Raw genomic sequence first — 26,529 nt, 5'->3', positions numbered from 1 at the left:
GTTCCTCAGTTCGGCAGGGGAGGCGGTGGGGCGTCCGCGTCGTCGGGCGGCGCGGGCTCGGCAGTCTGCCGGTAGTAGCCGTCCTTCTTGTCGCCGTAATAGCGGTACGCGCCGTACTCCCGGCGGTTCAGGTCGGCGGCGTTCAGCACGACGCCCACGGTCTTGCCGCCGACGTCGAGCAGCGCCCGGATCCCGTGGCGCGCGAAATCGTGCGTCGTGGAGGAGGCGCGGACGACGAGCACGGTGCCGTCCACCAGCGTCGACAGCACGGCGCCGTCGGTGACGGCGCCGATCGGCGGGCTGTCGATGATCACCCGGTCGAAGCGGCCCTGGAGCTTGCGGAGCAGCGCCCTGAAGCGATCGCTGTGCAAGAGCTCCGCCGGGTTCGGCGGGATGGGGCCGGCGGGGATGACGTAGAGGTTCTCCACCTCGGTCCTGAGCGCGCTCTCGTCGTCCACCACGGAGTCGTCGAGCAGCGCGCTCGTCACGCCGAGCTCCGGGCCCTTGTCGAAGATGGCGTGGAGGCGCGGCCTGCGGAGGTCGCAATCGATGAGGACGACCCGCTGCCCGGCTTGCGCCATCGCGACGGCGATGCAGCAGCACACGGTCGTCTTGCCCTCGGCGGGGCCGGCGCTCGCGATGAGGAGCGTCTTGTAGGGCTGGTCAGGCGACATGAAGAGCAAGTTCGTCCGGATGGCCCGGGCCGCCTCGGCGATCCCGCTCTTCGGCTGATCATGGACGATGAGCTCCGGCCGGCCCACCTGGGACGCGAGCTTGCCCCGGCGGCGCGCCTTGCGGGTGACGGCGCCACCCCCGTTCCGCCGGTCGAACTCCGGGAGGAGGCCCAGGAAGGGCAGGCCGAGCTCCCGCTCGACCTCGTCCGGCGTCTTCAGCGTGCGATCGAGCATCGCGCGCGCCATCGCCGCGCCGATCCCGAGGAGCAGCCCGGCGAGGATGCCGATCCCGATGTTGACCGCGACGCGGGGCCGGATCGCCATGATCGGGAGGTTCGGCCTGTCGAGGACGCGGATGTTGTTCACCCGCATCATCCGCTGGAGATCGCTCTCCTTCGTGCGCTCCAGGACGAGCTGATAGAGCTTCTCCGTGTTGTCCTTCGTCCTGCGGAGGCGGTCGTACTCGATCTTGAGGGAGTTCAGCTCGAAGGCCTGCTTCTTGGCGCCCTCGAGCAGCCCGGCGAGGCCTGACTCCTGGCGCTTCACGATGGCGAGATCGCGGCTCACGGCGCCCTGAACATTCTTGATCTCGGCGACCAGCGCGTTCAGGTTGGCGGCCAGCTGCTCGGTCGCGGCGCGGACCTCCGGGTGGTTCTCGCCCTTGCCGGAGCCGATGAGCGCGTCGCGCTCGCGGACGCACTCCTCATGGCGAGCGCGCAGCATCTGGAGCACGGGGCTCTGGATGAGCTCGGAGGCGGGGAGCTCGAGCGGGTTGTTCGGGTCGACCTTCGACAGCTCGTGGCTGCGCGCCGCGAACTCCTCGCGCCGCGTGCGCACGGACGTGAGCGCGTCGTTGATCTGCTTCATCTCCTCGCGAAGCAGGTTGGTCTTGTCCTCGAAATCGATGTCGAGGATGTTGTTGCTCTTCTTGTATTCGTGGAGCGACGTCTCGCTCGACTCCAGATCGTTCTTCAGCTTGTCGAGCTGCGTCCGGAGCCAGTCGACCGCCGAGTTCGTCGAGGTGAGCGCGTCATCGAGGTTCTGATCGATGTAGACGTCCATCAGCGTGGACAGGATGCGCTGCGCCCGCTCGCGATCTGCGTCGTTGTAGCGGACGACGGCGAGGCGGCTGTCTTTCACCGGCTCGATCGCGAGCCGCTCGCGGATCAGCTCGGCGGCCTCCTCCGGGCTCACGCTCATCGGCGCGGGAGCGGCCGCGTCCCTCGGCAAGTCCTTCAGGAAGTGCGCGTCGTTCTGGAGGTTGAGCTGGGCGACGACCGCCAGCGCCACCCGCATCGACCGCATGACCTTGTACTGGGTCTCGTAATACTCGCGGTTGTTCCAGTACGATCCGGATCCCATGTCGACGACGCTCTCGACGCCGCGGCCGAGGGGCCGAGGGGGGTTCGGGTCGAACTGCAAGGTCGCCGTCGACTGGTAGATCTTCTTCTGCCCGAGCGTGTAGAACGTGACGCTGAGGGCAACGAAGATCAGCGTCGTCAGCGCGATGGCCCAGTGCTTGCTGACCGTACGCCAGGCGGCGACGAGGTCGATGGTGCGCTCGCCAGGGGCGTCATTACGGGCGGCGGTCGTGGGAGGGGCTCTGAATTCGTCAGCCATAAGTCATGCGCTCGAGGCGCTACCATCCAGCTAGAGGTCCGGCGGAGGGCTAAGGTGCTCTCCGGGTCCCCAAAATTCAAGCTGGCGCGCGGAACGAGGTGACGATGTAGCATGGTGTGCGCTGCCAGGGTGGCCGCTCACAAAGTCGGCAGGTGCAGCCGGGAGTGCGCGGTGCTACCTCGGTGGCGATGGCGCACGCTGCCGCCGAGCGGCTGGCATTGGCGGGCGCGTCCAGAAGAGCAGCATGGAACGATTGTCCTCCCTGGCGCGCCGCGCGGTAGCGAGCGCGGTATGCTCCGCGCTCCTGCTCGACGGAGCCGTGGCCGCCGGCGACTGGGCTTCTGCCCGTCACGATCCGCAGCGCACGGGCGCCACGTCGTCCACGAGCAATATCGTGAAGCCGGCGCCCTACTGGCGGGCATACCTCGGCGGCGTGCTCTCGACGGGCAAGGTGCTGGCCGGCGATGCGAACCAGGATGGCGAGCTCGACTTGCTCTTCGTGTCCGGCGGCCGCGTGCTGCTGTCCGATCCGCAGGGGTTCATCCACTGGAGCACCCCTTCCATGGGTTTCCGGACGCTGCACGCCCTCGATGATCTCGACGGCGATGGGCTGCTCGAAGCGGTCGTGCTGAGCGGGGCGGGAGCGGCCGTCGTCGCCGGCGCCAGCGGGGCCATCCTCTGGGCCGAAGACAGCACGGAGCTCGGGGAGCTCGGCGCCGCGCGCCTCGCCGATCTCGACGGCGACGGCCACCTCGACCTCTTCCTCGACGAGTGCGGCTGCTGCGCCGTGCGCACGGACAGCCCGGGCGTGATCTACAGCTTCGCGCGCGGGTTCGGCGCCGTGGAGAAGCTGCCCGCTCCCCCGCGGCGCACGCACTGCAGCGCCACGGTCAACACGGTGGGCGACTGGGATGGCAACGGGACGGACGACATCCTCGTCTCCTCACATGATCGGCTCTTCTTCGTCTCGGGAACGGGGACCGTGTTCGCAGAGTCGGCGACCATCGGCGCGTACCTCGGCGGCTCGGCGTGCGAGGCCGTGACCCTGGGCGACCCGTCCGCGCCGCGCCAGCACGCGCTCTGCTTTCAGAACCGCGTCGTCGGCCAGCAGGGCGCGCGCGAGGTCACCCTGCTCGCGTACAGACCGGGCGAGAGCCCATCGCTCGCCGTCGTGTGGCGCAAGACGCTCGCCCCGAAGGACGGCGGCGACGCCCGCGCCCCGACGCAGCTCGCGTGGGATCTCGACGGCGACGGCGCGCTCGAGGTGCTGGTGAGCGGCAGCACGGGGGGCTCATGGACGTCCTTCGTGCTCGACGCGGCCACGGGCGACGAGCTCGCCGTCATCCCCGACGAGATCGCGCGAGGCGCGGTCCCGGGGGACTCCGGCGCCGAGCGGTGGATCCTCACGTCGCGCGAGGAGCGCGTGTCGGCCTTCCGGTTCAGCCGCGGGCGCGCTGAGCCGGTCGAGCGGCTCTGGTCGCTCGATGGAGAGCGGGTGCGCACGCGCATGGACTGGTCGAGGTCGCGCCGGACGGGCCATATCTTCTCGCTGGTCACCCCGGATCTCACCGGCGACGGGCGCGGTGAGCTCGTGCTCGAGGCGACCTCGGAGCCCGCGGCGCTCACCGCGTACGAGGTTCTCGAGGGAGGGGCGTCGCCCGCGGCGGTCTATGCCGTCGAGCGCGGCGTCGACCTGGCGGCGCTCGACGTGCTGGCGGTGACGTCTCCGGCGTCGCCGCGGCTCGTCGTCTCCCGCGACGACGGGTTCGTCACGCTGCTCGACGCCTCGCTCGCGCCGACGAACCTGGTGCAGGAGGGGCGCGACATCCTGCCCGGGCTGCGCGTCGGCGGCTACAGCACCGGTCCGGGCGCCTACGTCGACTTCGGCCGCGCGCCGCTCGCGGCGAAGCTCTCTCCCGGCGACACGGCCGACAGCGTGGTCGTGGTCGACAGCCGGGGTGACCTCATCCGGATCGTGTCCGAGGGGGCGAGCAACGTCGCTCCGGCCAAGGCCGCCTGGCGCGTGATGGACGCGTTCGGGGCTTCCATCGCGCCCGCCGAGGGCAGCGCGCCGGCGACCCTCGCGTGCTTCAGGCGGCGGCACCCGATCACCGACCCGGCGAGGTACTCGGTCGCGGTGCTCGATGCCGGCGGCGTGCAGACGCGCGAGGTTCCGCTGGAGAGGCCGCCGGCGTGGGACGTGCTGCACGGAGACCTCGACGGAGACGGCGCTCCCGAGCTGGTGGCGCTCACGGTCGACCATAACCTGCTCACCGACGTCCTCGCGATCGAGCAGAGCGGCGCGGTGCGCTGGAATCAGCGTATCGCCGCGTCGGCCGGAACTCAGGCCGCGGCGATCGCGGACTGGAACGGAGATGGGGCGCAGGACGTCGCGCTGGCGATCAACACCGCCCGCGTGTTCTCGGGCCGGGACGGCAGCTCCCTCAGCGAGGGCGCCGAGTCGCTCTCCTACTTCATGCCGACCCTCGCCGACGTGTCGGGGGACCCGCAGCTCGAGATGACGCTGCACGGCGGGCGCCTCCCGGCGCGGACGCTGTCGCACGACCTCAGCGCTGCGCTCTGGAAAGGCACGGAAGACAGCCGTCCCTATCCCCACGGCGCGATCGCCACCTGCGAGGGCAGGTCGCTCCTCGTCGAGGGCTCGTTCAGGATGCCGGCGCGCCTCACGTTCACCGAGCTCGACGCCTCCGCTGCCGGGCGGACGAGCTCCATTGTCCTCGCCGGCGAGGCTGCGTTCGCCGACGAGCAAGCCGCGCGGCAGGCGAGCGCCGTCATGGGCCAGCTCGGCGACGTGGCGATCTCGCGGAACCTCACGGGCGGCGCGTCCGAGGGCGGCACCGTCGTGGTCGGCTCCACGAACGGCTTCCTCTACGCGGTCGACGCGTGCTCGAAGCGTCTCCTCTGGTCCTATCCTTTCGGCAATCCGGTCGGCTCGCCGATCCTCGCGGACACGGACGGCGACGGGCACGACGATATCGTGGTGAGCGTCGCAGATGGCTATCTCTACAACCTGCGTCACGAGATCCTGCCGGCGCCCGAGCTTGTCTGGGACGTCGATCCGAGCAGCTCCGATGCGGGCGAGGACGTCGACGAGATCAACACGAGAGACACGCTCCACGTGAGATGGTCCAAGGTCGCGGCGGCGACCTCCTATCAGGTGGCGGTCGTGGGCGGCCAGGGGGATTACATCGACTCGCCGGCGTGGCGGGACGTCGGCGACGTGTCCGAGGCGTCGATCCGCGGGCTGCCGCTGCTCGACGGGGCGAAGTATTATGTCGGCGTGCGCGCGGTCTCTGCCGCCGGGCTCTCCCCGGACCGCGGGTCGGACGGCGTCATCGTGAGGATGCCGCTCGGCGAAGGGGGCGGCGGGGCTGGCGGGGCTGGCGAAGGGGGCGGCGGTGCCGGCGGCTCGGGCGGTGGAGCGGGAGGCTCGGGCGGCGCGGGCGGTGGTGGCGGTGCCGGCGGCGCGGCCGGGCCGGACGACACGCTCCTTTATGGTCGTGGGTGCGCTTGCTCCGAGGCGCCGGGGCAGCTCGGCGCCTCCTGGACTGCCGGCCTCGGCGGTCTCGCCGCCGCGCTCCTCGCCCTCGCGCGGGCCCACGCCACGGCGACTGCCCGGTCGAGCCGCCCGCGGCGAAGCAGCGGCCAGAGACCGGGCAGGATCGCCGGCGCGCGGAGCTAGACGACCAGGCCCCGCCCCAGCGCCAGCGCCACCGCGAAGGCCGAGACCAAGAAGAGCAGCGCTCCCAGCGCATACCGCCGCACGGGCGCGTCGATGAGGAAGGCGAGCCGCGCCACACCGACGAGCACGGACGGGCCGAACACCCCGAAATGGCGGACCAAGGGCCCGGGTGCGAGCAGCAGAAGCGCGGCGACGCTGGCGCTGCTCAGCACGCTGCCGACCGAGAGCGCGCGGCGCGACCGCGGGCCGCAGAAGTAAACGCACATCGAATCGGTGATGAGCGGGCCCATCCCCGAGACCAGCATGGTCAGCGTCATCGCGTCGCGCGCTGCGCCGGAGAAGGGCAACCAGGGGATCGGAACAGCGAAGAGCGTGTAGATGATCGCAGCGCCGACGCAGAGCGCCGCCGCCGCGGGCAGCCATGCGCGCATGGCGCGCGAATGCCAGTCCGACTCGCCCCCCGACCCGAGCGCGCCCGTGACCGCGCGCGCGGCGAACGCCTGCGACGCCTGCGAGAGGGCCACGGAGAACGACCAGTAGAGGACCTGCTGCCCGACGCGATGATCGTCGATGAGCGACTGGTTGACGCTGAGCGACAGCGGATAAACGGCGACCGTCGAGAAGTTCGCGATCGAATAGGGGAATGCGTGCCGGACGACGAGCACCGCGTAACGCGCAGCGCGCCGGATCCGGGTGGGGCGCACGAGGAGCAGCGCGGGCATGGCCCCGGCGATCCCGACCCCGACCGCTACCCCCGCGGGGCTGCCCGCCAGCGCCGCCGCCATGGAGGCGCCAGGCGAGAAGACGAGGACCAGCGCGAGCGACTGCAGGAAGCGCCCCTGGAGCTGCCAGATGGGCAAGATGCCCTTCGAGGCGGCGGCGAAGAGCGAGCACGCGCTGAAGAGCGCGGTGACGACCCCCGCCGTGACGCCCAGCCCGGACATCATCTCGTGGGTGAGCGTGACGCTGAAGCAGATGGCGCCGATGATCGCGAGCGCGCCGCCGGCGAGCGCGCGCCCGGCCCGGGTCGCCATCGCGCGCGTCCTGCGCGTCAGGGTCGGCGCGAGGCCGGCGGCGACCAGCGCCACGACGACCATCCCCCTCGACGTGTAGTTGGCGAGGGCCGCGAGCTCCGCCGGCCCCCCCGTGAACGCGAGCACCCACTGGGCAGCGAGCGAGACGGCGCGCGGCAGCAGGACGGCAAACGCGACGCCCGTGCCTCCGTGCGTCAAGGCGCGCAGCAACGATGACAGCTTCACGAATCGCTTCGCTCGAGGGAACTGAACGCGCGCGCGGGCACGAGGGGGCGCACTCTACCTACGGCTCCAGCTCAGGCGCCAGCGCCTTCGCCTTCTCGTCGAGGATCCGCTTGCGCAGCTCGGCGTCGTGGCCCCCCCGCCGCTGCAGGAGGCGCTCCAGCGCGCTCGACGCCTCCACGTGCGCGCCCGCCTCGCTCGCGGTGTTGGCCAGCTTGAGGAGGCGCTCCTCGGTGGGCTCGTCCTGCGCTGCCCGCGCGTAGTAGGTCACGGCCGACTGGTAGTCCTTCCGCGCCACGAGCAGGTCGCCGGCCCAGGTCGCCGTCGCCGCGCACGCCGCGAGCGAGCTGCACGACGCGGAGAGCAGCTCGCGGATCGCGGGGGCAAGCCGCTCGGAAGAGGCCATCTGCGCCGCCGCCTGGACCCGCAAGCGAAGACAGCCCACCCGGTTGTCCAGCCGCTCGCAGCTCGCCGCCAGCATCTGCTCCGCCTCCGCGCTCTTCTTGAGCAGCAGGAGGAGCCGCGCCCGCAGCTGGACCGCGAAGAACGCGTCCTCCTGCTGCGCCTGGATCGCCGCCGCGTGCTCCTCGATCTGCCGCTCGCAGGCGGCGCGCCGCCCCTCTCGGTCTTCCGGGCCGCCGCAGCGGGGCAAGCTCGGCTCCTCCAGCATCGCGAGCAGCACGTCGCCCGCGGCCCAGCGGGCGACGACGCGGGCGGGGGCGCGCGCGATCGCCTCCTCTGCGCAGCGCAGCCGCAGATCCAGCGCGTCCCGGCGGTCGCCCGCGGTGGCCATCCGCTCGAGCATCTCCGCCCCGGCCTCGCCGTCCGGCACGGCGCGCACGAGCTCGTCGAAGCGGGACGCCCACTGCCGGGCGAGGCTCGCCGCCGCGCTGGTCACGCCGGGGTCGTCCTCCACCGCGAGCCGGAGGCTCAGGAGCGCCTGCTCCCTGGCGCCGCGCGAGGCCAGCACCTCCGCGAGCAGGAGGTGGCCGCGCCCGTGGCGGCGCGAGCGCTCCAGCGTCCGTTGCAGCCACGGGATCGGGCTCTCGCTCCGGCCCTGGAGCGCGACCACCGCGCCGAGCAGCGGAAAGTAGGGCTCCGCCGGGTGGCGGAGCATGGCCGCGCGGAGCTCCCCGCGGAAGCGCGGCCAGCCGGCGCCGGTCGCCGCGCCCGCCTCGCTCATGGCGCGCAGCGCCTGGCGGTCGTGGTCGACGTCGCGCCAGCCGAAGCGCAGCATCAGGGCGACGAGCGCGAGCCCGGACGCAGCGGCGTACGCCGCCGTCCGCCACGCGCGGCGCCGCTCCGCGTCGGTCTCGTCCGCCGGCGCCTCGTGCAGCGGCCGCTCGTGGTAGGCCTCGCCCCACAGCGAGCCGAGCGTCGCCGCGAGCGCGATCGAGACGCCGGGCACCTCGAGCCCGAGATCGAACAGGTTCTGGGTGAGGAGCACCACGCAGCCGACCCAGGCGCCGACCGCCGCCGTGCTCCCCTTCAGGGCGATCTTGCCGGGGCGAAACGCGAGCCCGAGCGCGACGAGCGCCGCCGCGGCGACCGGAATCCCCCACTCCGCCGCCCACTGGATCGCGAAGTTCTCCGCGTGCGTGAACACGATGTTCCCCGGCGACTGGCGGTAAGCAGGGAACACCGTCTCGAACGCGCCGCGCCCCACGCCGAGGAGCCAGTGGTCCGCGAGCAGCGGGAGCGTCGAGTAGAACAGCGACAGCTTGTCGAGGTTGTCGTCCGCGAACTCCGAGAGCGTGCGGTTCGTGGCGGCGAGCGCGGCGAGCAGCGCGCCGCCGGCGATCGCGACGCTGAGCAGCCAGGCCGTCGGGCCCTGGCTGCGGCTGCCCGGGCGGTGCCTGCCGCGCCTCCGCCGCGAGAGCAGCGCGAAGAGGGCGAGGCCGAGCGGCAGCACGAGCAGCCCTCCGCGGGACGACGCGATGACCCCGACGCCCACGATGGCCGTGAGCCCGACCCCGGTGACCCAGGCCGGCAGGAGCGGCCTGCTCGTGAGGAGCAGGCCGACGCCCGAGAGGATCCCGAGGTTCAGGTAGCCGGCGAGGTTGTTCGGGTTGAGCAGCGGCCCGACGTGCCAGGCCGCCACCGAGAACCGCGGCTGGTACAGGCCGAAGACCTCCTTCGCGCCGAGCAGCCCGTGGGCGATCGTCGTGAGGGCGGCGAGGAACGCGCTGCTGAAGACGAGGGTGATCCCGAGCCGCGCGCCGTGCCGCGCCCCGACGAAGGCGGCTGTGACGAACACGCCGGCATACGTGAGCCATTTCGTCGCCTCGACCAGCGTGGCCCCGGGGTCGAGCGAGATGCTGACGTAGCGCGGCGGAGCCTCGCCGAGCGGCATCAGGGCGCGCGACCAGACGTCGGCGCTCGCCGGCGAGAGCAGCTCGAGCCACGCGAGCGGCAGCGGCGCGGCCTGCAGCAGCGTGTACGCCGCCAGGCCGAGCAACGTCAGCGCCGGCAGCGACCTCGCATGAGACTGCCGGTCAGCGCGCGCGCTGGCGCGCAGGGAGAGCGCCGCGGCGACCGCTGTGATCGAAGACACCAGCGCCAGCGTGGGCGTATGGACCGCGCCGATGGCCAGCACGGATCCGGAGATCGTCACGGCGAGCAGCCATGGGATCACGCGCTCCGGGAGCGGCGCGGCTCCTCCTGCGCGGCCCCGCGCCGCCGCGCCGCCGGCGACCGCGCGCCGGCGCTCGCCCGGCGACCTCGGCTTCAGGCGTGTGTAGTCCCGCTCCACCGCGCGCCAGGGTAGTCGATCTTCGTCGCTCAGCGACGAGATTGCTCACGGCTCGTGAGGTTCTACCTGCGCACTCCCGGCGTTGACAGAGGGAGTGTGGGAGGACAAACATCCGGCGATGAGAGCAGCCGCTCACCGTTGCGCATCAACGGGGCTTCCGTTGGTGATCCTCGCGACGAGCGCGGCGCTCACATGCACGCTCGATCTGCAGGGCACGGGCGGACAGAGCGGGGCGGGCGCGGCTCCCACGTCGTCGGGGGACGGCGGGGCTGGCGGCGAAGGGAGCGTGGACGGCCTGCCGAACGGGATGCTCTACCGGTGGGCCGCGAGCGCCCCGGAGCAGCCGGGGATCTACGAGCTTCCGCTCTGGTTGACGCTGGAGAGCCCAAGTCCGGACAAGACCGTGCAGATCGGCGAGAGCGCCATCGTGAGCGGGATCCCGGCGAACGTGGCCCGGGCGCGCCGGATCGGCGAAGACAGCCCCTGGGGGCTCAGCCTCGAGAGCGCGCGCGAGAACCGGATTCCGCTCTCGACGCCGTCGCGGCGGCCCTGGCGCCTGTTCGACGGCGCGACCCTCGAGGAGGCGCGCGGGCCCGACGGCGAGAGGTCCGCGGGGCGGGTCTCCGACGAGGACGCGGAGCACGCGTCGGCCGCCTACGTTCCGGTCGACCACAGCGACGGGGCGACCTCGACCATCTCGAGCTGGGTGGGCGACGTCGACGGGGGAGAAGAGGGCGACTACGCGTGGATACGCGCCTTCTCCTTCGACGACGCCACGCAGGGCGGCGCGCCGACGCGGGTGCCGGCGCCGGCGCGCGCGTGGCGCCGCGTCGACTTCACGGGCGTCGAGACCGCGCGCGCCGGGCAGATCTGGGTGTATCCCGCGGCGGGCGAGGCAGCCCGGCTGGGCGCCGCGAGCTTCGCGTTCATGAACCTCGAGTCGGCGAGATACCCGTCCTCGGCCATTGCCACCTCGGACAGCGCGCGGCGGCGGGAGGCCGACGCGCTGTACGCGAACAACGCCGAGTGGTTGATCTGGAAGGGGTGGCTCAAGGTGTCGCTCGAGTTCGCGCCCAACTACGCCTCTGGCGAGCAGCTCGCCGATCACGACCTCCTCTACATCGACTCTGGAACTCGTGTGTTCCTGCGCGCCTCGGACGGCGCGATCGTGATGACGGTGACGGGCTCTCGCGGCTCTGCCACCGTGGAGACGGAGGGCCTCTCGTGGGAGCGCGAGCAGGCCTTCCAGGTCGAAATCACGAGCTCGTCCGCCGGGCTGTCGCTGCATGTCACCACCGAAGGGGCGGAGGACGTCTCGCTCGATGAGCCGAAGGACGTCGGCGCCATCGCGATCCCCGAGTCGGGGCACATTCACCTCCTGGGAGACCCCGACGGCAGCCAGGAGTGCGCCGATCTGCGCCGCGTCGAGTTCTACGAGGTCTATTGAGACAGAGCGGCTGTCCGTCGCGCTGCGCCGGCGCCGGGCCAGGCCTCCAGGCGCGCCCCGGCGGCGCCCCGGCGCCGCGCCCCGCTCGCCAGGTCGCGCTCGCCAGGTCGCGCTCGCCAGGTCGACCGAGCACGCCGGCCGCGCGGCTCGCCGGTGGTGTAGAGTGCGCGCGTGCTCACGATCTCAGCGCATCCGCTGCTCGAACCCGCCGCCTTCGTCACGACCTTCCCCGCGCCGCTCGGTGAGCTGCCGGTGAGCGAAGCGCTCCGCGGCCTCCTGTCCGACAGGGCCTCGGCCCCGTTCCGCTCGGACGACGCGGTGCGCTCGGCGGTCCGCGATCTCCTCCGTCACGGCGGCTACAAGCCGACCGGCCGGGGCAAGCCGGCCTCCGAGTACCTCATCCGCGCGGCCGAGGGCGGCTCGCTCGCGCCCATCAACGCGGCCGTGGACGCGTGCAACGCCGTGTCGCTGCACACCGGGCTGCCCATCAGCGTGATCGACCTCGACCGCGCGACCCCGCCGCTCCGCATCGGCGTCGCGCCCGCCGGCTCGCGCTACGTGTTCAACGCCTCGGGGCAGGAGATCGACCTCGAAGGGCTCCTCTGCGTCTTCGACGCGGAGGGGCCGTGCGCGAACGCGGTCAAGGACTCGCAGCGGACGAAGACCCACGCGGGGACGACGCGCACGCTCTCGGTCCTCTGGGGCAGCCGCGCGCTGCCGGGCCGCGCCGCGGAGGCAGCGGCCTGGTACAAGGAGCTGCTCGCCGGCATCGGCGCGGCGACCTCGGAGGCGCCGACCGCGGACTGAGCCGCGCGTCGCGCGCCCCGCGACGCTGCCTGCGCGTTCTCGCGCGCCGCCGCGCCGCCGCGTCGCCGGCGCCGAGCGGCCCTGCTCCTCGTCAGAGCTCGGGCCGATCGCCCAGCGTGACCACCTTCACGTCCTCGTCGGTGAGCCACCGCCAGTTGTCGACGAGCCCGGTCGAGTCGAGCAGGTGATCGCCCGCGTCGTACGCGCCCCACCGGATCTTGATCTCCTGGTTCGGCTCCACGGGCGCCGAGGTGACGAGCCAGCTCGTCCCGGCGCGGCCCTCGAACCCCGTCCCGAGCAGCTCTCGAGTCCCGCGGGGGCACGCGTACATCAGGCCGTCGAGGTTGCAGGGCGGGCCGCCCTCGCAGGTACAGACCTCGATGAACTTGTTGTTGATGCTCATCGCGTTGCTCGCGCCGTCGAACAGGATGTGTCCATCGATGAGATCCGTCGGCCGCGGCGAGAGGAAAGCGATGAAGTAATCGTTGAAGTCGGTACAGGCGTACGGCCAATCGTAGGTGACGTAATTGACGTTGAACGAGAAGCCGTGGACGTTCGACGGGACCCGGATCGTGATCTCGATGGCGGTCGGGTCGGATGGCTTCGCCGGCACGAGGTCGCCGCAGTCGCGCGGGTCCTTCGGGAAGCCGTCGGGGAAATCGCCTTCGTACCGCTTGTCGAAGCCCGACGGGCTCTCGAACCCCTCGTCGTCCTGCTGCCGCGCCGTGCCGCTCGAGAGGGCGAGCAGGCGCGCGCCGCCCTTCGGCGTCACGTTGGGTCCGAACCCGGGCAGGAGCCCGTGCCCGAGGTGGAAGTTGGCGAGCTGCTCCTCCTGCGCGGGGGGCGGCGAGCCGTCGACCATGACCCACGCCGCCGAGACCACGCCCCAGTCGCCGGGCCCCTTCGACATCTTGCACAGCTCGACCGCCTTTGCGGCGTTGAGCGGGTCGGCGTCGTCGAGCGGGAGCCCTTCGTCGCACGGCCCGGGCACGTTGTCGGCGATGCCGTCGCAGTCGTCGTCGACCGGCTCCGGGGCAGCGCCCCCGTCACCGCCGACCGTCGCGAGCTCGAGCGCGTTCGGGTTGACCAGCGCGTTGCAGTCGTCGCAGTCGCCCTGGAGCTCCGTGAAGCCGTCGCCGTCCGTGTCGTCCTCCGGCAAGCCGCCGCAGCTCACGCTGCTGCCGGTGACCCCGGACGTGGTGATGGTCGCGTCCGCCGTCGTCGGCGGGTCGCCGCCGCCGGTGCCCGAGGTGCTGCCCGCGCCGCCCTCCCCGGCAGCGAAGCCAATCACCGGTCCGATGTTCCCGGTGCAGGCCACGCCGAGGCACCCCGCAGCAGTCATGAAGCTCAAGAAATTCAACCAAGGTGTCATCGGTGCTCCTCGAGGTCGCACGGAACCAGGGCGATTCGGGGTCGATCCGCGATACGGGAGTCGTCGATGATTTTATCAGCAGAAGCGGCTGCAACAGTCAGCCCATCCCGGCGAAGGGCGGTGCTTTTTTGTGAGTCCGGTGCCCACATCCGGCGCCGGCTCTCCGCTTCGTCTGTCAGCGCCCAGACCGTTCGAGCAGCAGCGAGCCGCGTCGACAAAGCACAGAGCGCCGGCGCTTCCACAGCACCGGCGCTCTCGGCCCCCTCGATGGGGGAATGGCGGGCCGCCTCGTTCCGCCCCGATCGATGCCGCGGGGCGTTCTGGACGATCAGGCCTGGGCGCCCACTTCCTTCTTGCCCTTGCGCTTCGGCTCCTTCTTGCCGGAGCCGTTCACGGCGGCGGGCACCGCGGCGAGCGTCGGGCGCAGCAGGTCCTCGGCCATCTTGGCCGCGCGGTTCGTCTTCTCCCAGCTGAACTCGTCGCGCCCGAAGTGGCCGTACGCGGCCGTCTTGCGGTAGATGGGCTTCAGCAGGTCGAGCTGCTCGATGATCGCCTTCGGCCGCATGTCGAAGTTCTGCATGATGTACTTCTCGAGCACCTCGTCACCTACGCGGCCCGTGCCGAAGGTGTTGACGTGCACGCCGACCGGCTGCGCGACGCCGATGGCGTACGCGATCTGCACCTCGCACCGCGCGGCGAGCTTCGACGCGACGACGTTCTTCGCGACGTAGCGCGCGTAGTAGCAGGCGGAGCGATCGACCTTCGTGGGGTCCTTGCCGCTGAAGGCGCCGCCGCCGTGCCGGCCCATGCCGCCGTAGGTGTCGACGATGATCTTGCGGCCGGTGAGGCCGGCGTCGCCGTAGGGGCCGCCGACGACGAAGCGGCCGGTGGGGTTCACGTAGACCTTCGTGTTCCTGTCCATCAGCTTCGCCGGGATGGACTTCTCGATGATCAGGCTCCGCACCGCGTCGACGATCGTCTTGTGCTTGACCTCGGGGCCATGCTGCGTCGACACGACGACCGCGCTCACGCGAATGGGCGTGTGCTCCTCGTACTCGATCGTGACCTGGGTCTTGCCGTCGGGGCGGAGCCAATCGAGCTTCTTGTTCTTGCGGAGCTCGGCGAGCTTGCGCGCGAGGCGGTGGGCGAAGCTGATCGGGGCGGGCATCAGCTCAGGCGTCTCGTCCGTCGCGAAGCCGAACATGAGCCCTTGGTCGCCGGCGCCCTGCTCCTTGAAGAGGCCCTCGCCCTCGGTGACGCCGCGGGAGATATCGGGCGACTGCTTCTCGATCGCCGTGAGCACCGCGCATGTCTCGTAGTCGAAGCCCATCGAGGCGTCGACGTAGCCGATGTCCTTGATCGTGTTGCGCACCACGACCGGCATGTCGACCCACGCCGAGGTCGTGATCTCGCCGGCCACGACGGCCATGCCCGTCTTCACCAGGGTCTCGCAGGCGACGCGGGCCGTCGGGTCCTTCTCGATGATCCCATCGAGGATTGCGTCGGAGATCTGGTCGCACACCTTGTCGGGGTGTCCTTCGGTGACGGACTCGGAAGTGAACTGATAACGGCGCATGAATCGCTCCTTCGGCGTACTCGAAAAACGGCCCCTACGCATAGTTCGAGCGCGGGGCACCGTCAACGCGGGCCGCGCCTGTCGTGGACAAAAGCGCCGGCCGGACGGGCTGTCGTCATCGGTCAGGGCATCGGTCAGGGCAAGGGCATCGGTCCGGTCATCGGTCATGCGTCGGCCATCAGCGCGCGCGCGGCTCGGCCGCCAGCGCGCGCTGGCCCCTCCCGGCGGCCGGCGGGGCCGGGCGATCGCGGCGCTCCGGGCTCCCGGCCCTGCGCACTCCCGGAAGCGCGCCCTCCGCGGCTATGATGCCTCGCCATGACGTTCGACGAGATCAAGACCTGCCTCGAGCGCGAGGGCTGGGCCGTGGAGGTCGTATCCAACGACACGATGCGCAGCGACTTCCAGGGGGCTGAGCGGCTGTTCCCCCTGTTCGTGCGGCTGTCCCCCCCCTTCGTCGTGTTCGCGGTGATCCCGTTCGTACGGCTCCCGATGGAACACGAGGAGGGCGACGCGATCGTGCGGCGCCTCCTCCAGCTGAACCGCGAGATCAACATGGCCAAGCTCTCGGCCGACGAGGATGGCGACGTGATCCTGAGTGTCGAGTACCGCCTTCAGGACCTCGACCCGAGCGAGGTGCGCGACGCCGTCGACGTGCTGTCGTTCTATGCGAACAAGCACTATGCCGAGCTTCAGGAGCTCGCCACGCCGTGATGAGCGCCGCTCCGGGCGGCCGTCACGGCACGATCTGCTCCTCTCTGGGCTTGATCCCCTCGTGCGGCTTCAGCGCGCCGCGCACGACCCGGACGCGCCGCACGTCGCCCCCGCGGACGACCGTGAGCTCGACGGCGCTCCCGGGCGCGCCGCGGAGCCGCTCGCGCACCTGGGTCGAGGTGAGATCCCGGACGTAGACGCCATCGATCATCACGATCTCGTCGCCCGGGATCAGCCCGGCACGCTCGGCGGCGAGGCCTCTCGGCACGTCGCGCACGTAGAGCGTCTCCGACTCGTTGTCTCTCCCCAGGACGGCCCCGATGGAGCCCACGCTGGCGCTGCAACCGGCGGCCATGAGCAGGAGCGCCGCGCTCCAGGACCTGCTTGCCACGGCGACACCATAGCGCCCCGGGCGCCTCCCGTGCGCGGCATTCCGGCGGGCACCCCCGGAGCGCGCCCGCCAAGCGACGGCAGCCATGTCGGCCGGCGCCAGAGGGCGCTCGCCGTCTCCAGCGCGCCCGGCGTGAAGGTGGATGATTCCAGGAAGGGGCGTACCGCGCGATCACGCCTGTTGTGCAGGAACTCCGGAGCGCGAACCGCCGTTCTCAGCCGGCTGCCGGAGCGCAGTCGACTACGCGGCTGCTCGCCGGGCAACAGGACGCGCTTGCGCGCCGCCGGACTCGAACTTGCACCGCGCCACCACGCCGCCGCGCGGGCACCCCGCGCGCTCACGATCCAGTTGGTCTCCCGGTGGGGCTGCTCTAGAGTCCGGGCCGGAATCGCCGATGTCTGCACCGTGCGCCGCTACCGAGAGCTCGACGCCTGCCGCTCAGTCCGGCGGTGTGCCTGGCGGCTGGAAGATGCGCATGGAGGACCCCTTCAATCGCTACTACAGGTACCCGGTCGCGCGCTGGATCGTGCGGGCGTTGATGAGGACGCCCGTGACCCCCAACCAGGTGACGCTGGTTCAGCCGCTCTTCGCGGCGCTCGCCGGGTACCTGGTGACGTCGGACGACCCGCGCTCCCTCGTCGCCGGCGCGCTCGTGTTCGAGGTGCGCTCCATTCTGGACTGCGTGGACGGCGCGCTCGCGCGGGCGAAGCAGCTGGTGAGCCCCGCCGGGCACGCCATTGACGGCGTGGCGGACTGGCTCGGTGTCACCTTTCTGTACGCCGGCATCTTCTGGCATTTCCACCTCCACCCGCCGGCCGGGGGCCCCTGGAGCGCCTTCCTGTCCACGAACGGGATCCTGGTGCTCGCGCTGGCCCAGGCGGCGCTGCGCTCGTTTTCCGCGGACTACTTCAAGCTCAAGTACTGCTCGATCTTCGAGCGGGGCACCGACGAGACGGTGGAGGCGCTGCGCCGCAAGATCCAGGCGCTCGGCCCCTCGTCCTCGTTCTTTGCGCATTTCGATGTCTTCATCGGGCGCATGGGGCACCTCGCGTTCGAACACGAGTGGTTCGACCCGGAGCGGACCCAGTCGTCGACCGGCGAGGAGCAGGCAAAACAGCTGATCCGGGAGGAGTCGTCGCCGCTCACGCGCCTCATCGGCGTGCTCTGGGCGATATCGAACGGGGACGCGTTCCTGTCGATGGTGGTGCTGACGCTCCTCGCGAACCAGCTCTGGCTCGGTCAGGTCTTCTTCGCGACAGGCGGGGTCGTCTGGATCGTCGCGGTCATCTTCCTGAACGGCTGGTTCATCCGCAGCGCATCCCGGCGCGCGAGGCTGGCCGTGGCCTGAGCTCGTCCGAGCTCGGCCATGCGACCGGGCTCAGGCCTGCGCGGCGCGCGCCAGCTGGCGGGCCTTCTCGATGTCCTCCTCGAAATCGATCTCGGTCCAGGGCAGGTCGTCGACGCGCTCGACGCCGAACGGCACCTCCTGGAAGGCGCGGTCCATCGTGGCCTCGTACTCCTGATCGAGGCGGCCGGCCGCGACCTCTTCCTCCAGGAGCCGCTGCATCACGCGGCCGCCTTCCAGGCCGACCTTGGCGAAGCCGACGGTCTCGCCCGCGACGTCCCAGTCCCTGCCGACGTGGCGCCCGATCTTGAGGACGCGGCCGGCGCGGACGCCGACCATCATCTCCTCGCCGGTCTCGTCCGAGCTCGCGTCGACGAGCAGGCAGTTCTCGTGCGGCGAGGTCACGAGGCGCCGCAGCAGCGCGGCGGGGTAGAGCACGTCGGCGTCCATCCACAGCCCGCCCTGCGCCAGCCGCTCGGCCGCGGCGTGGAGCGAGACGATGCTCCCGTGAACGAACCGCGGGTTGTGGATGAGCTCGACCTTCAGCCGCGGGCGGAGCGCCCCGAGGGCCTCCTCGATCATCTCGCGCCGGAAGCCGACGACGATGGTGAGGTCGGTGACGCCGCTCTCGGCGAGGTTCACGAGGTGCCGCTCGAGCAGCGTCTTGCCGTCGATGGAGACGAGGCACTTGGGCGCGTCGCGGCCGAGGCGCCGGCCGCGCCCCGCCGCGAGCAGGATCGCCCTCATCTGCGCGCCTCCGCCGCGAAGCGTGACGCCAGCTCCGGCGGGGTCTCGACGACGCGGCCGATGCCCTTCACGGTGCCGCCCTCGACCAGCGCGAGGACCATGACCGGGCCGGGCTGCACGACCGCGGCGCGCAGCGACGCGTCGAACGACTCGACCGAGTCGGCGCGGTGGGTGGCGCGGTAGCCGACCGCGCTGGCCACCGACTCGAGCTTCACGTCGCCCGAGATCGTCCGCTGGCCGCCGGTCGAGGCGTGGGACCGGTTGTCGAGGACGACGTGCAGGAGGTTCACCGGCCGCTCGCTCCCGACGCTGGCGAGGACGTTCATGCCCATGAGGACGTTGCCGTCGCCGTCGAGCACGAAGACCCGCTTGCGCGGCTGCGCGAGCGCGAGGCCGAGGCCGATCGACAGGCCGAGCCCCATCGAGCCGATCATGTAGAAGTTCGAGGGCCGGTCCTGCGTCGTGTAGAGCTCGCGGCCGATCATCCCGTTGCAGCAGACCACGAGGTCGTCGTTGCGGACCGCCGCCGTGAACACCTTGAGCGCTTCGAGCTTGTTCATTCGAGCACCCCCGCGGGGACGATGAGCGCCGCCGGCTGCCTGGTGGAGAGCATGACGTCCTTCGCCCAGCCCACCTGCGGCCCCATCGCCTCGCCGGCGCGGAGGACGCGGTGGGGGATCTTCATGAGATCGAGGATGGGGATCATGATCTCGCCCATCATGATGTGCTCCGGCGCGTCGTTGCCCCCCTCGCCGCGCCAGGAGATGACGAGCAGCGTGGGCACCTCGTACATCGTGCTCAGCGAGGCGAGCGCGTTGACGGAGACGCCGAGCCCGGAGTTCTGCATCAGGACCATCGGCAGCTTGCCGCCGAGCCAGGCGCCGACGGCCATCCCGATCGCGCTGTCCTCGCGCGTCGCCGAGATGTAGCGGGCGCTCTCGTCGCCGTCGAGCAGCGAGACGAGGCCCTTCAGGAGGGAGCAGGGCACGCCGGCGAAGAAGTCGAACCCCGCGTCCTTGAGCGCGGCGACGAACTCGGGCGCGTACGATTTGCCTGAACCGTGGGACATCGGCTCACTCCTTGATCAGCGCCCAGGCGCGACGGTAGTCCTCGAACGTGTCGATCTCGAGCCACCCCTTGTAGACGTCGATCGCCTGCACCTCCGCGCCGCGATCGATGAGCTCCTGGAGCAGGTCGGTGAAGGACGCGCCGCGGAGCGACTCGGCCTCGTGGAAGCGGCCCGTCGCGCCGGTCTCCTGCAGCTGGTGGTAGCAGTCGGTGAGCAGGCGCGCGCCCTTCGCGGTGAACATGGCCATGCCGACGAACTCGCCGTGCGCCTCGCCCTCGGAGATCGCGCGGCCGACGCGCGCCACCTGGTGCGGCGCGTCGGCGCCCACGAAGCGGTAGCCCGCCTCCTGGGCGTCCTTCAGGACCACGAGGTCGGGCACGCCGCGGGCGTCCTTGGGCCGCTGGCCCTCGGCGTGGGCGCGGTCGACGACGATCGAGATGTCGGCCGGGCTCTTGAGGAGCTTCTCGAGGTGGCCGCGCTCGAACACGATGTCGCCGTAGAGGAAGACGAAGGGCCCGTTCAGCTCCTTCGAGGCGCAGAAGAGCGACACGGCCTCGCTCGTCGTCGCGTACTCGTCGTTGTCGTAGGTGCGGGCGTTCGGGAGCTTGATCGCCTCCTTCTTGTACCCGCGCACGACGGCGACGTCCTTCACGCCGCACGCGTTGAGCACGTCGATCTGCCGCTCGAGGATGCTCTTGCCCTTCAGATCGAGCATCGGCTTCGGCAGCTCCTCCGTGAGCGGCAAGAGCCCCTGGCTCTGGCCCGCGGCCAGGATGACGGCGGTGACGCCCGGGCTGCCGGAGGGCAAGAAGCTCGACTCCTCCTGCTTCATCTTGTCGACGCCCACGAGCTGGTAGACGCGCTCGAGCGGCACGACCTTGTCGTCGACGCTGCCGGTGTACATCTCGCGCTTCAGCGTCTGGAGCGTCTCCGTCATCGCCTTGATGGAGGAGCGGATCGCGTGGTTCGCGAAGATCATCAGCTTGAAGCCGGCCTTGTGCAGCGTGTCGACGCTGGTCGTGCGGTAGATCGTCGGCACGCAGACGAGCGGCGTGCTCGGGCGATCCCACGCGCGGGCGAAGGAGAGCACCTCGTCCGGGTCCTTGCTCTTCGAGTGGATGAGCACCATGTCGGCGCCCGCGTCCGCGTAGGCGCGCCCGCGGCGGAGCGCCTCCTCCATCCCCCAGCCGGCGATGAGCGCCTCGGTCCGCGCGATCACCACGAAGTCGCGGTCCCGCTGCGCCGCCTTCGCCGCGCGGACCTTGAGCGCGTGCTCCTCGACCTCCGCGAGCTCGCGCTTCACGCCCGCGTAGAAGCTGCAGCGCTTCGGGAAGATGTTGTCTTCCATGCAGATGGCCGCGATGCCCGCGGCCTCGTACTCCTCGACGCAGCGGATGACGTTGACGGCGTTGCCGTAGCCGTTGTCGCAGTCCGCGATGACGGGGAGCGAGGTGTTGTTCATCATCCTGGCGGCGTGGAGGTTCTCCGCCATCGTGAGGATGTTCGCGTCCGGCACGGCGTAGCTCGCGGAGATCTCGAAGCCGGAGGCCCAGAGCCCGTCGAACCCCGCCTCTTCACCGATCTTCGCGGAGAGCCCGTTGTGCGCGCCGATGATGACGATCGGGCCCGGGCGGGCCATTAGTTCGCGCAGCTTCCTGGCTTTCGTCATGTCTTCTCCACTCCTCCGCGCGGTCTTGACCGATGCTCGACGAGCGGCCGCCCCGCGCGGTGACGGCGGAGCGCGGTGCAGCGGTCGGCGCTCCGCCGTCACCGCGCGCGGACAGCTCCGGGGGGGCGCCAGGTCTCGCGCTCCTCGAGGGAGCCGGGCCTCAGGACGGGGCGTGCATTAACACCGTTCTCCAGCTCCGCCAATGCCGGGAGATGCCGGGCGCAGGGCGTAGCGCCGCCGGCGTAGCGCCGGATCCTGCGCGCCACGGCGCCGCGTGCGCGTGTGCGTCGATCGACGCGCGTCGGTCGCCGCTCACGGCGGCATCAGCCCTCGGGACCGGTGACGGCGCGCAACCGGACCAGCCCTGGTCCGGCGCGGAGCACCGCCTGGCACGCGAGGCGGTGCCGCGGCGGGGCGCCGAGGCGCTCGAGCAGATCGAGCTCGCCGCGCGCGGGCGGATCGAGGAGCTGCTCCCCCTCGACGACCTCGACGCGGCAGGTGGCGCAGCGCGCGTCGCGGCACGAGAACACGATCGGCGCGCGCGCGTCGTCGCAGACATCGATGAGCCTGCCAGCGCCGGCCTCTGCCGTGACGGCAGGGCCGAGCGCGCTGGCCTCGAACACGATCGTGGGCATCGCCGCTTCCTCCTGCGTCCTCGGGCGCGGCGAGGGCCCCCGCCCGGACGGCGAGGGCGCGTCGGCCCGCAGACCCTCGCGCCGGGAGCGCATTTTCTCGAGCGTCCTCACGCATTATACGACGGGCTCATGACAGATCGCTGGGACGCAATCATCCTCGGCGGAGGGCCGGGGGGCTCGACGCTCGCCGCCTCGCTCGCCAGGCTCGGTCGCCGGGTCCTCGTGCTCGAGCGCGAGAGGTTCCCTCGCTTCCATATCGGCGAGTCGCTGCTGCCGCGCTCCCGCGAGGTCTTCGAGCGGCTCGGGCTCGACGAGAAGCTGGACGCGCTCTTCCTCCGGAAATACGGCGCGCGGTTCCTTTGCTCGTCGACGGGGCGGGCGCGGACCTACAGCTTCGCCGACGCGTTCGACCCGAGGTTCGAGTTCGCGTACCAGGTGCAGCGCGACGCGTTCGACCAGCTGCTACTCCGGCACGCGGCGGAGCTCGGGGCGGAGGTGCGCGAGTCGTGGGAGGCCGTCGAGGTGGTGTTCGAGGGCCCTCGCGCGGTCGGCGTGCGCGCGCGGCCCTGCGCGCGGTCCGGCGCGGCTGCGCCGGAGGACGCCGCGGCCGCGCGCCGCGACGCGAGCGATGTCGTCGAGCTCCGGGCGCCGGTGATCGTGGACGCGACAGGGCGGGACACGCTGCTCGCGTCGAGGATGCGGCGCAAGGCGCAGCTGGCCGAGCTCGACAAGACCGCGCTCTTCGCCCACTACGAGGGCGCCGCGCGCGAGGACGGGATCCACGAGGGCAACATCCAGATCGTCATCTTCGAGCACGGATGGTTCTGGTTCATCCCGTTCCGCGGCGCGCTGACGAGCGTCGGCGCGGTCGTCTCGTCGAGCTGGATCCGGAGCCGGAGGAAGGGCGAGAGCCTGGACGAGCTCTTCGATCGCACGGTCGCCCAGAGCAGCTGGGCCCGGGAGTTCCTCGCGAGCGCGCGGCGCACACGGCCGGTGGGGGCGCTCGCCGACTTCTCGTACCGGATCGACCAGCTCGCCGGAGACGGCTGGCTCTTCGTGGGCGACGCCGGCGGGTTCCTCGACCCGCTCTTCTCGACGGGCGCGCACGTCGCCATCAAGGGCGCCGATCTCGCGGCCACGGCCATCCACCGCGCGCTCGAGGCCGGGGACACCTCGCGCGCCGCTTTCGCGGGCTACGAGGCCGAGGTCCGCTACGCCGTCGACCTGTTCCTCGGCGTCGTGCAGGGGTTCTACAAGGGCCACTTCCGCGAGACGCTGTTCGAGCCGAACCAGCGGCCCACGATGCGCAAGCTCATCACCAGCATGCTCGCGGGCGACGCGTTCCACGCCGAGCGGCGGCCGCAGTGGGCGTCGTTCCTCCGGCAGCACTACCCGCCGGACCTGCCCGCCTTCACGTGAAGCGCGGCCGCGCGCGTTTGCCGTCGATCCGCGTCGATCCGCGTCGATCAGCGTCGGCACGCGGCGCGGTCCAGGACCGCGTCGCCCATCTGCTTGCAGGCGGCCTCGAGGGCGCCGCGCGCCTCCGCCCGCGCGTCGCCCTCGAGCGACGCGTCGTCGGCCTCCGCCCTGGCTTCCAGCGCGTCGCGCGCGATCCGGATCGCGGCCTCCTGGCCCTTCCTGGTCTCCGCCGGCAGCTTGCCGGCGCAGGTGAGCATCGCGGTCAGGTAGCTGTCGCACGCGTCCACGCCGGTGCTGTCGAGATCTGTCTTCCCCGGGCCGCCGCCTGCCTTGCCGCAGCCGAGGACAGAGGCGCCGCACAGGAGAAGTGAAAGGAGAGCTCTCGCCATCGTCATCGTCGCGCGCCCGGGGGCGCCGCCGGCGGCCTCCGCCGGCCGCCTCGCGCCCTGATCGAGGCCGGCGCACCCTGCCACACGCCCGCGCCTCGGGGCAATTTCCGGCGGCTCAGCCGCGGATCAGCAGGATGGCGTGCTCGTGCCGCGGGCGGCGCTGGAACGCGCGCGCGGTGGGGCGGTGGAAGTGGGGGCGCGGCTGCGACGCGACCGCGCGGACCGCGAAGCGCGCGCCGGACGCCGCGGCCCGGACCACGTCGACCGCGTAGACCGGCGCGCCGGCGACGACGCTGTCGGCGAGCAGCAGCACGAGCGGCGCGCCGCTCCGGAGGACGCGCGCGAGCGCGAGGAGCACGCCGCCGAGCTCCGCGCGCCAGCGCGCGCGGCCGGCCTCGGGGCCGAGCGGATCGAGGTGCCTGCGGGCGCCGATCTCGTCCTGCTCGAAGCGGGCGCTCCGGAGCCGGAGCCAGCGCAGCCGCGCCTCGTGGTGGGCGAGGTAATCGTAGACGCCCGGGTAGGGCGGCGAGGTGATCGCGAGGTGGACCGAGCCGGGCTCGACGCCGCGGAGCACCCGCGCGTCGCCCTCCTCGACGAGCGCGGGCGGGCTCGCGGACAGCGGCGCGGCGACGTCGGCGAGGCGCTGCGCGAGCTCCTCGGCCTTGCGGACGAACAGCCGCGCCGGATAGCCGGCGGCGATCCGCCGCGGCAGCTCGTGCTCCGCCGTGTCGGACGCGCGGCGGCTCAGCTTCGTGAGGATGGCCGAGAGGACGAGCTCGAGATCCTCGCGCAGCGCCTCGGCGCCGTGGCCCGCGAGGCGATCGAGGCCGACGCGGAGCCCGTCGAGCTCGAGCAGCACGTGCGGCTCGAACAGCGCGACGTCCTCGGGGCCGTACCGGCGGCTCGGGCCGGAGCGCGCCTTGCGGCGCTCGTCCGCCGCGGCCGCGACCTCGCGGGCGGCGGCGACGAGCCGCTCGCGCTCGCCCGGGGTGCTGCCCTGCACCTTGAGCCGGGCCAGGCGCACGGCGAGGGGGTTCGCGTCGATGCCGAGCGCCGCGCGGCCCGCGAGCCGGGCCTCGACGAGGACGGTGCCGCTGCCGCAGAAGGGGTCGAGCACGCGCTCGCCCGGCCGCGAGAGCCCCTCGATGAGCCGGCGGGCCGTGTCCGGGTGCATCCGGGCCGGGTAGCTGTGGAAGCCGTGCACGTGGGCGCGGGCCGCTTCCTCCGCGGCGCTCGAGCTCGGCACGTCGAGCGCGCGGGCGAGCATCGCGGCGTCGGTCGGGTCGCCCTCGAGCAGCGTCGCGCCGCCGACGTTGGTCAGGGCGCGGCGCTCCGGCGGCGCGGGCCGGGCCGCCGACGCCAGCCGGGGCTTCTTCTGTCGCGGGGGACCTGGCTTCGGCTTGGGATCAGCGCTTCGTGGGGTCGACATGGGCGGTCCGTTGCGCCAGGGGCTCGGCGGCGCGCCCGGCGGCGAAGGCTTCCTCTTCGGCGGCGAGCGCGTCGGCCTCGGCCTCGCCCGCCGGCGCCGCGCCGACGCGCAGCTTCGGCGCGTAGCCGAACTCGCCCGCGGGGCTCACCGCGCCGCGCACGACGTCGTTCACCTCGAGCAGCGCGAGCAGCTCCTCGGCCTGGGACTCGCCGATGCGGAGGGTCGAGGCGAGCCCGCTGGCGGTGAGCGGGCGCTCGGTCTGGCGGGCGACGTCGGACGCGACGGAGACCCACGCGGCGTCGAGCGCGGGCGCGATGTCCTGGCCTCGCGACCTGGCCCGCCGGAACGCCCAGAGGGCGAAGACGGCGACGGGCGCCATGGTCAGGACGCCCGCGGCGAAGAGCCCGAAGCTCGCGCTGAGGACGAGCAGCAGCACCGCGAACAGGAACACCTCGAAGCCGAACAGCGCGCTCGCCGCGATGCCCGCCGCGCGCCAGACCGAGCGCGCCGAGGCCGCCGCGCGCGCCTTCTGGAGCAGCGGCACCTCGCGGCCCGACCGCTTGACGCGCGCGTCGGCGACGGGGACGCGCGGGCCGCCGCAGACGTCGCACCGGAAGCGCAGCTCGGCGTGCGCGGAGACGCCGGCCACGCCGCCGCAGTGCGGGCACGCCTCGGCGCCCTGGTCCGCGCCGCACTGCGGGCACCGATCGCTCCCCGGCGCGAGTGCCGCGGCGCACACGCGGCAGCGGGCGGCGCCGGACGAAGCCTGGCTCACGGCGCGCTCGCGGCGGCGGACGCCGGGCGGGAGCCGCTCACGCTGCGCAGCACGGCGTCGAACAGGGCACGCCCGTCCGCGCAGCCCTGGAAGTGCTGGCTCATCCGCTCGGGGTGGGGCATGAGCCCGAGCACGTTGCGGCGGGGCCCGCCGTAGATGCCGGCGATGTCCATGGCCGATCCGTTGGGGTTCGCGTCGCCGCCGACCACCCCCTCGCGGTCGCAGTACTGGAGCGCGATGGCGCGATCTTCAGCGAGCTTGCGGAGCGTCTCCGGGTCCGCCTGGTAGCGCCCCTCGGCGTGGGCGATCGGCAGGCGGAGCACCCGAGGCAGGCCGCTCGTGAACGGCCCCTCCGCGCGCGGCGTCACGAAGATGTCGCGGCACTCGAAGCGGAGGTGCGCGTTGCGGGTGAGGGCCCCGGGGAGCAGCCCCGCCTCGGTGAGGATCTGGAAGCCGTTGCAGACGCCGAGCACCAGGCCGCCGCGCTCCGCGTGCCGCCGGATGGCGGGGACGATCTGGCTCGTGCGCGCGATGGCGCCGCAGCGCAGGTAGTCGCCGTAGGAGAACCCGCCGGGGATCGCGACGAGGTCGGTGCCTGCGGGGAGCTCGGCGTCGCGGTGCCAGGCGGTCGACGTGCGCACCTGCAGCACGTCGCGGAGGGTATGGATCATTTCGGCATCGGCGTTGGAGCCCGGGAAGATGACCACGGTCGCGTGCATGGCCGTCCACGTAGTCCGGTTGCC

21 protein-coding genes are annotated in these 26,529 nt (G+C 72.1%); 6 read left to right on the top strand and 15 right to left on the bottom strand.

Features of this window, described 5'->3' with window-relative positions; all coding sequences use genetic code 11:
* Positions 1-5 precede the first annotated feature (5 nt).
* A complete protein-coding gene (locus WME85_RS43830) occupies positions 6-2,294 on the bottom strand; it encodes a GumC family protein (RefSeq protein ID WP_437830169.1) in 2,289 nt (762 codons plus the stop codon).
* A 244-nt stretch (positions 2,295-2,538) separates the two neighbouring features.
* On the opposite strand from WME85_RS43830, the gene WME85_RS43825 reads away from it, so the two are divergent.
* Complete coding sequence (locus tag WME85_RS43825; RefSeq protein WP_437830168.1) at positions 2,539-5,997, top strand: FG-GAP-like repeat-containing protein; 3,459 nt, start codon at positions 2,539-2,541, stop codon at positions 5,995-5,997.
* Here the strand turns inward: WME85_RS43825 and WME85_RS43820 are convergent.
* On the bottom strand, positions 5,994-7,256 hold the full coding sequence (locus tag WME85_RS43820) for a hypothetical protein (RefSeq protein WP_437830166.1): 1,263 nt from the start codon (positions 7,254-7,256) through the stop codon (positions 5,994-5,996). The genes WME85_RS43825 and WME85_RS43820 overlap by 4 nt on opposite strands.
* Before the next feature lie 58 nt (positions 7,257-7,314).
* Complete coding sequence (locus WME85_RS43815; RefSeq protein ID WP_437830165.1) at positions 7,315-10,005, bottom strand: O-antigen ligase family protein; 2,691 nt, start codon at positions 10,003-10,005, stop codon at positions 7,315-7,317.
* A gap of 163 nt (positions 10,006-10,168) precedes the next feature.
* On the opposite strand from WME85_RS43815, the gene WME85_RS43810 reads away from it, so the two are divergent.
* Together WME85_RS43810 and WME85_RS43805 are read left to right on the top strand one after the other, a co-directional pair.
* On the top strand, positions 10,169-11,452 hold the full coding sequence (locus WME85_RS43810) for a phage head spike fiber domain-containing protein (RefSeq protein ID WP_437842530.1): 1,284 nt from the start codon (positions 10,169-10,171) through the stop codon (positions 11,450-11,452).
* A 171-nt stretch (positions 11,453-11,623) separates the two neighbouring features.
* On the top strand, positions 11,624-12,259 hold the full coding sequence (locus tag WME85_RS43805) for a phenylalanine--tRNA ligase beta subunit-related protein (RefSeq protein WP_437830164.1): 636 nt from the start codon (positions 11,624-11,626) through the stop codon (positions 12,257-12,259).
* Positions 12,260-12,350: 91 nt separating this feature from the next.
* Here WME85_RS43805 and WME85_RS43800 read toward each other — a convergent pair whose 3' ends face one another.
* Together WME85_RS43800 and metK are read right to left on the bottom strand one after the other, a co-directional pair.
* Positions 12,351-13,631: a hypothetical protein gene (locus WME85_RS43800; protein WP_437830163.1), complete on the bottom strand. Its 1,281-nt coding sequence runs from the start codon at positions 13,629-13,631 to the stop codon at positions 12,351-12,353.
* A 328-nt stretch (positions 13,632-13,959) separates the two neighbouring features.
* The gene (gene metK / locus WME85_RS43795; RefSeq protein WP_437830162.1) at positions 13,960-15,207 is read right to left on the bottom strand and encodes a methionine adenosyltransferase; all 1,248 of its coding nucleotides are present in this window, start codon (positions 15,205-15,207) and stop codon (positions 13,960-13,962) included.
* A gap of 315 nt (positions 15,208-15,522) precedes the next feature.
* Between metK and WME85_RS43790 the strand changes: the two genes are divergently transcribed.
* The gene (locus WME85_RS43790; RefSeq protein WP_437830161.1) at positions 15,523-15,918 is read left to right on the top strand and encodes a YbjN domain-containing protein; all 396 of its coding nucleotides are present in this window, start codon (positions 15,523-15,525) and stop codon (positions 15,916-15,918) included.
* Positions 15,919-15,940: 22 nt separating this feature from the next.
* Here the strand turns inward: WME85_RS43790 and WME85_RS43785 are convergent, their stop codons facing one another.
* Positions 15,941-16,309, bottom strand: coding sequence for a PDZ domain-containing protein (locus tag WME85_RS43785; RefSeq protein WP_437830160.1), 369 nt, complete (start codon positions 16,307-16,309; stop codon positions 15,941-15,943).
* A 475-nt stretch (positions 16,310-16,784) separates the two neighbouring features.
* On the opposite strand from WME85_RS43785, the gene WME85_RS43780 reads away from it, so the two are divergent.
* Positions 16,785-17,657: a CDP-alcohol phosphatidyltransferase family protein gene (locus WME85_RS43780; RefSeq protein WP_437830159.1), complete on the top strand. Its 873-nt coding sequence runs from the start codon at positions 16,785-16,787 to the stop codon at positions 17,655-17,657.
* Between the two features lie 30 nt (positions 17,658-17,687).
* Here the strand turns inward: WME85_RS43780 and WME85_RS43775 are convergent, their stop codons facing one another.
* The 5 genes from WME85_RS43775 to WME85_RS43755 all read right to left on the bottom strand — a co-directional run bounded on the left by WME85_RS43775 (position 17,688) and on the right by WME85_RS43755 (position 21,774).
* Positions 17,688-18,401, bottom strand: coding sequence for an NTP transferase domain-containing protein (locus WME85_RS43775; RefSeq protein WP_437830158.1), 714 nt, complete (start codon positions 18,399-18,401; stop codon positions 17,688-17,690).
* Positions 18,398-18,961 (bottom strand): thiamine pyrophosphate-dependent enzyme, encoded by a 564-nt coding sequence (locus tag WME85_RS43770; RefSeq protein ID WP_437830157.1) that lies wholly within the window; start codon positions 18,959-18,961, stop codon positions 18,398-18,400. The genes WME85_RS43775 and WME85_RS43770 overlap by 4 nt, the downstream gene beginning before the upstream one ends.
* Positions 18,958-19,470, bottom strand: a complete 513-nt coding sequence (locus WME85_RS43765) for a thiamine pyrophosphate-binding protein (RefSeq protein WP_437830156.1) — start codon at positions 19,468-19,470, stop codon at positions 18,958-18,960. The genes WME85_RS43770 and WME85_RS43765 overlap by 4 nt, the downstream gene beginning before the upstream one ends.
* A gap of 4 nt (positions 19,471-19,474) precedes the next feature.
* Positions 19,475-21,109 (bottom strand): isocitrate lyase/phosphoenolpyruvate mutase family protein, encoded by a 1,635-nt coding sequence (locus WME85_RS43760; RefSeq protein WP_437830155.1) that lies wholly within the window; start codon positions 21,107-21,109, stop codon positions 19,475-19,477.
* A gap of 353 nt (positions 21,110-21,462) precedes the next feature.
* Positions 21,463-21,774 (bottom strand): 2Fe-2S iron-sulfur cluster-binding protein, encoded by a 312-nt coding sequence (locus WME85_RS43755; RefSeq protein WP_437830154.1) that lies wholly within the window; start codon positions 21,772-21,774, stop codon positions 21,463-21,465.
* Positions 21,775-21,903: 129 nt separating this feature from the next.
* On the opposite strand from WME85_RS43755, the gene WME85_RS43750 reads away from it, so the two are divergent.
* A complete protein-coding gene (locus WME85_RS43750; protein WP_437830153.1) occupies positions 21,904-23,193 on the top strand; it encodes an NAD(P)/FAD-dependent oxidoreductase in 1,290 nt (429 codons plus the stop codon).
* Positions 23,194-23,240: 47 nt separating this feature from the next.
* Here WME85_RS43750 and WME85_RS43745 read toward each other — a convergent pair whose 3' ends face one another.
* From WME85_RS43745 to purQ, 4 genes are all read right to left on the bottom strand, one after another.
* Positions 23,241-23,582, bottom strand: a complete 342-nt coding sequence (locus tag WME85_RS43745; protein ID WP_437830152.1) for a hypothetical protein — start codon at positions 23,580-23,582, stop codon at positions 23,241-23,243.
* 115 nt (positions 23,583-23,697) lie between these two features.
* A complete protein-coding gene (locus tag WME85_RS43740; RefSeq protein WP_437830151.1) occupies positions 23,698-25,011 on the bottom strand; it encodes a DNA methyltransferase in 1,314 nt (437 codons plus the stop codon).
* Positions 24,989-25,786: a zinc ribbon domain-containing protein gene (locus tag WME85_RS43735; protein ID WP_437830150.1), complete on the bottom strand. Its 798-nt coding sequence runs from the start codon at positions 25,784-25,786 to the stop codon at positions 24,989-24,991. The genes WME85_RS43740 and WME85_RS43735 overlap by 23 nt, the downstream gene beginning before the upstream one ends.
* Positions 25,783-26,505, bottom strand: a complete 723-nt coding sequence (gene purQ / locus WME85_RS43730; RefSeq protein WP_437830149.1) for a phosphoribosylformylglycinamidine synthase subunit PurQ — start codon at positions 26,503-26,505, stop codon at positions 25,783-25,785. Before purQ ends, WME85_RS43735 begins: the two co-directional genes overlap by 4 nt.
* Positions 26,506-26,529 lie beyond the last annotated feature (24 nt).

Source organism: Sorangium sp. So ce1153, assembly GCF_051521595.1.
Lineage (GTDB): Bacteria > Myxococcota_A > Polyangia > Polyangiales > Polyangiaceae > Sorangium.
This window is presented reverse-complemented; position numbering and strand designations above follow the sequence as displayed.

Excerpts from the sequence above, each read along its gene's own strand:
- WME85_RS43830 (WP_437830169.1), bottom strand. The coding sequence starts at position 2,294 with ATGGCTGACGAATTCAGAGCCCCTCCCACGACCGCCGCCCGTAATGAC.
- WME85_RS43825 (WP_437830168.1), top strand. The coding sequence starts at position 2,539 with ATGGAACGATTGTCCTCCCTGGCGCGCCGCGCGGTAGCGAGCGCGGTA.
- WME85_RS43800 (WP_437830163.1), bottom strand. The coding sequence starts at position 13,631 with ATGACACCTTGGTTGAATTTCTTGAGCTTCATGACTGCTGCGGGGTGC.
- metK (WP_437830162.1), bottom strand. The coding sequence starts at position 15,207 with ATGCGCCGTTATCAGTTCACTTCCGAGTCCGTCACCGAAGGACACCCC.
- WME85_RS43790 (WP_437830161.1), top strand. The coding sequence starts at position 15,523 with ATGACGTTCGACGAGATCAAGACCTGCCTCGAGCGCGAGGGCTGGGCC.
- WME85_RS43780 (WP_437830159.1), top strand. The coding sequence starts at position 16,785 with ATGGAGGACCCCTTCAATCGCTACTACAGGTACCCGGTCGCGCGCTGG.
- WME85_RS43775 (WP_437830158.1), bottom strand. The coding sequence starts at position 18,401 with ATGAGGGCGATCCTGCTCGCGGCGGGGCGCGGCCGGCGCCTCGGCCGC.
- WME85_RS43770 (WP_437830157.1), bottom strand. The coding sequence starts at position 18,961 with ATGAACAAGCTCGAAGCGCTCAAGGTGTTCACGGCGGCGGTCCGCAAC.
- WME85_RS43765 (WP_437830156.1), bottom strand. The coding sequence starts at position 19,470 with ATGTCCCACGGTTCAGGCAAATCGTACGCGCCCGAGTTCGTCGCCGCG.
- WME85_RS43760 (WP_437830155.1), bottom strand. The coding sequence starts at position 21,109 with ATGGCCCGCCCGGGCCCGATCGTCATCATCGGCGCGCACAACGGGCTC.
- WME85_RS43755 (WP_437830154.1), bottom strand. The coding sequence starts at position 21,774 with ATGCCCACGATCGTGTTCGAGGCCAGCGCGCTCGGCCCTGCCGTCACG.
- WME85_RS43750 (WP_437830153.1), top strand. The coding sequence starts at position 21,904 with ATGACAGATCGCTGGGACGCAATCATCCTCGGCGGAGGGCCGGGGGGC.
- WME85_RS43745 (WP_437830152.1), bottom strand. The coding sequence starts at position 23,582 with ATGGCGAGAGCTCTCCTTTCACTTCTCCTGTGCGGCGCCTCTGTCCTC.
- WME85_RS43740 (WP_437830151.1), bottom strand. The coding sequence starts at position 25,011 with ATGTCGACCCCACGAAGCGCTGATCCCAAGCCGAAGCCAGGTCCCCCG.
- purQ (WP_437830149.1), bottom strand. The coding sequence starts at position 26,505 with ATGCACGCGACCGTGGTCATCTTCCCGGGCTCCAACGCCGATGCCGAA.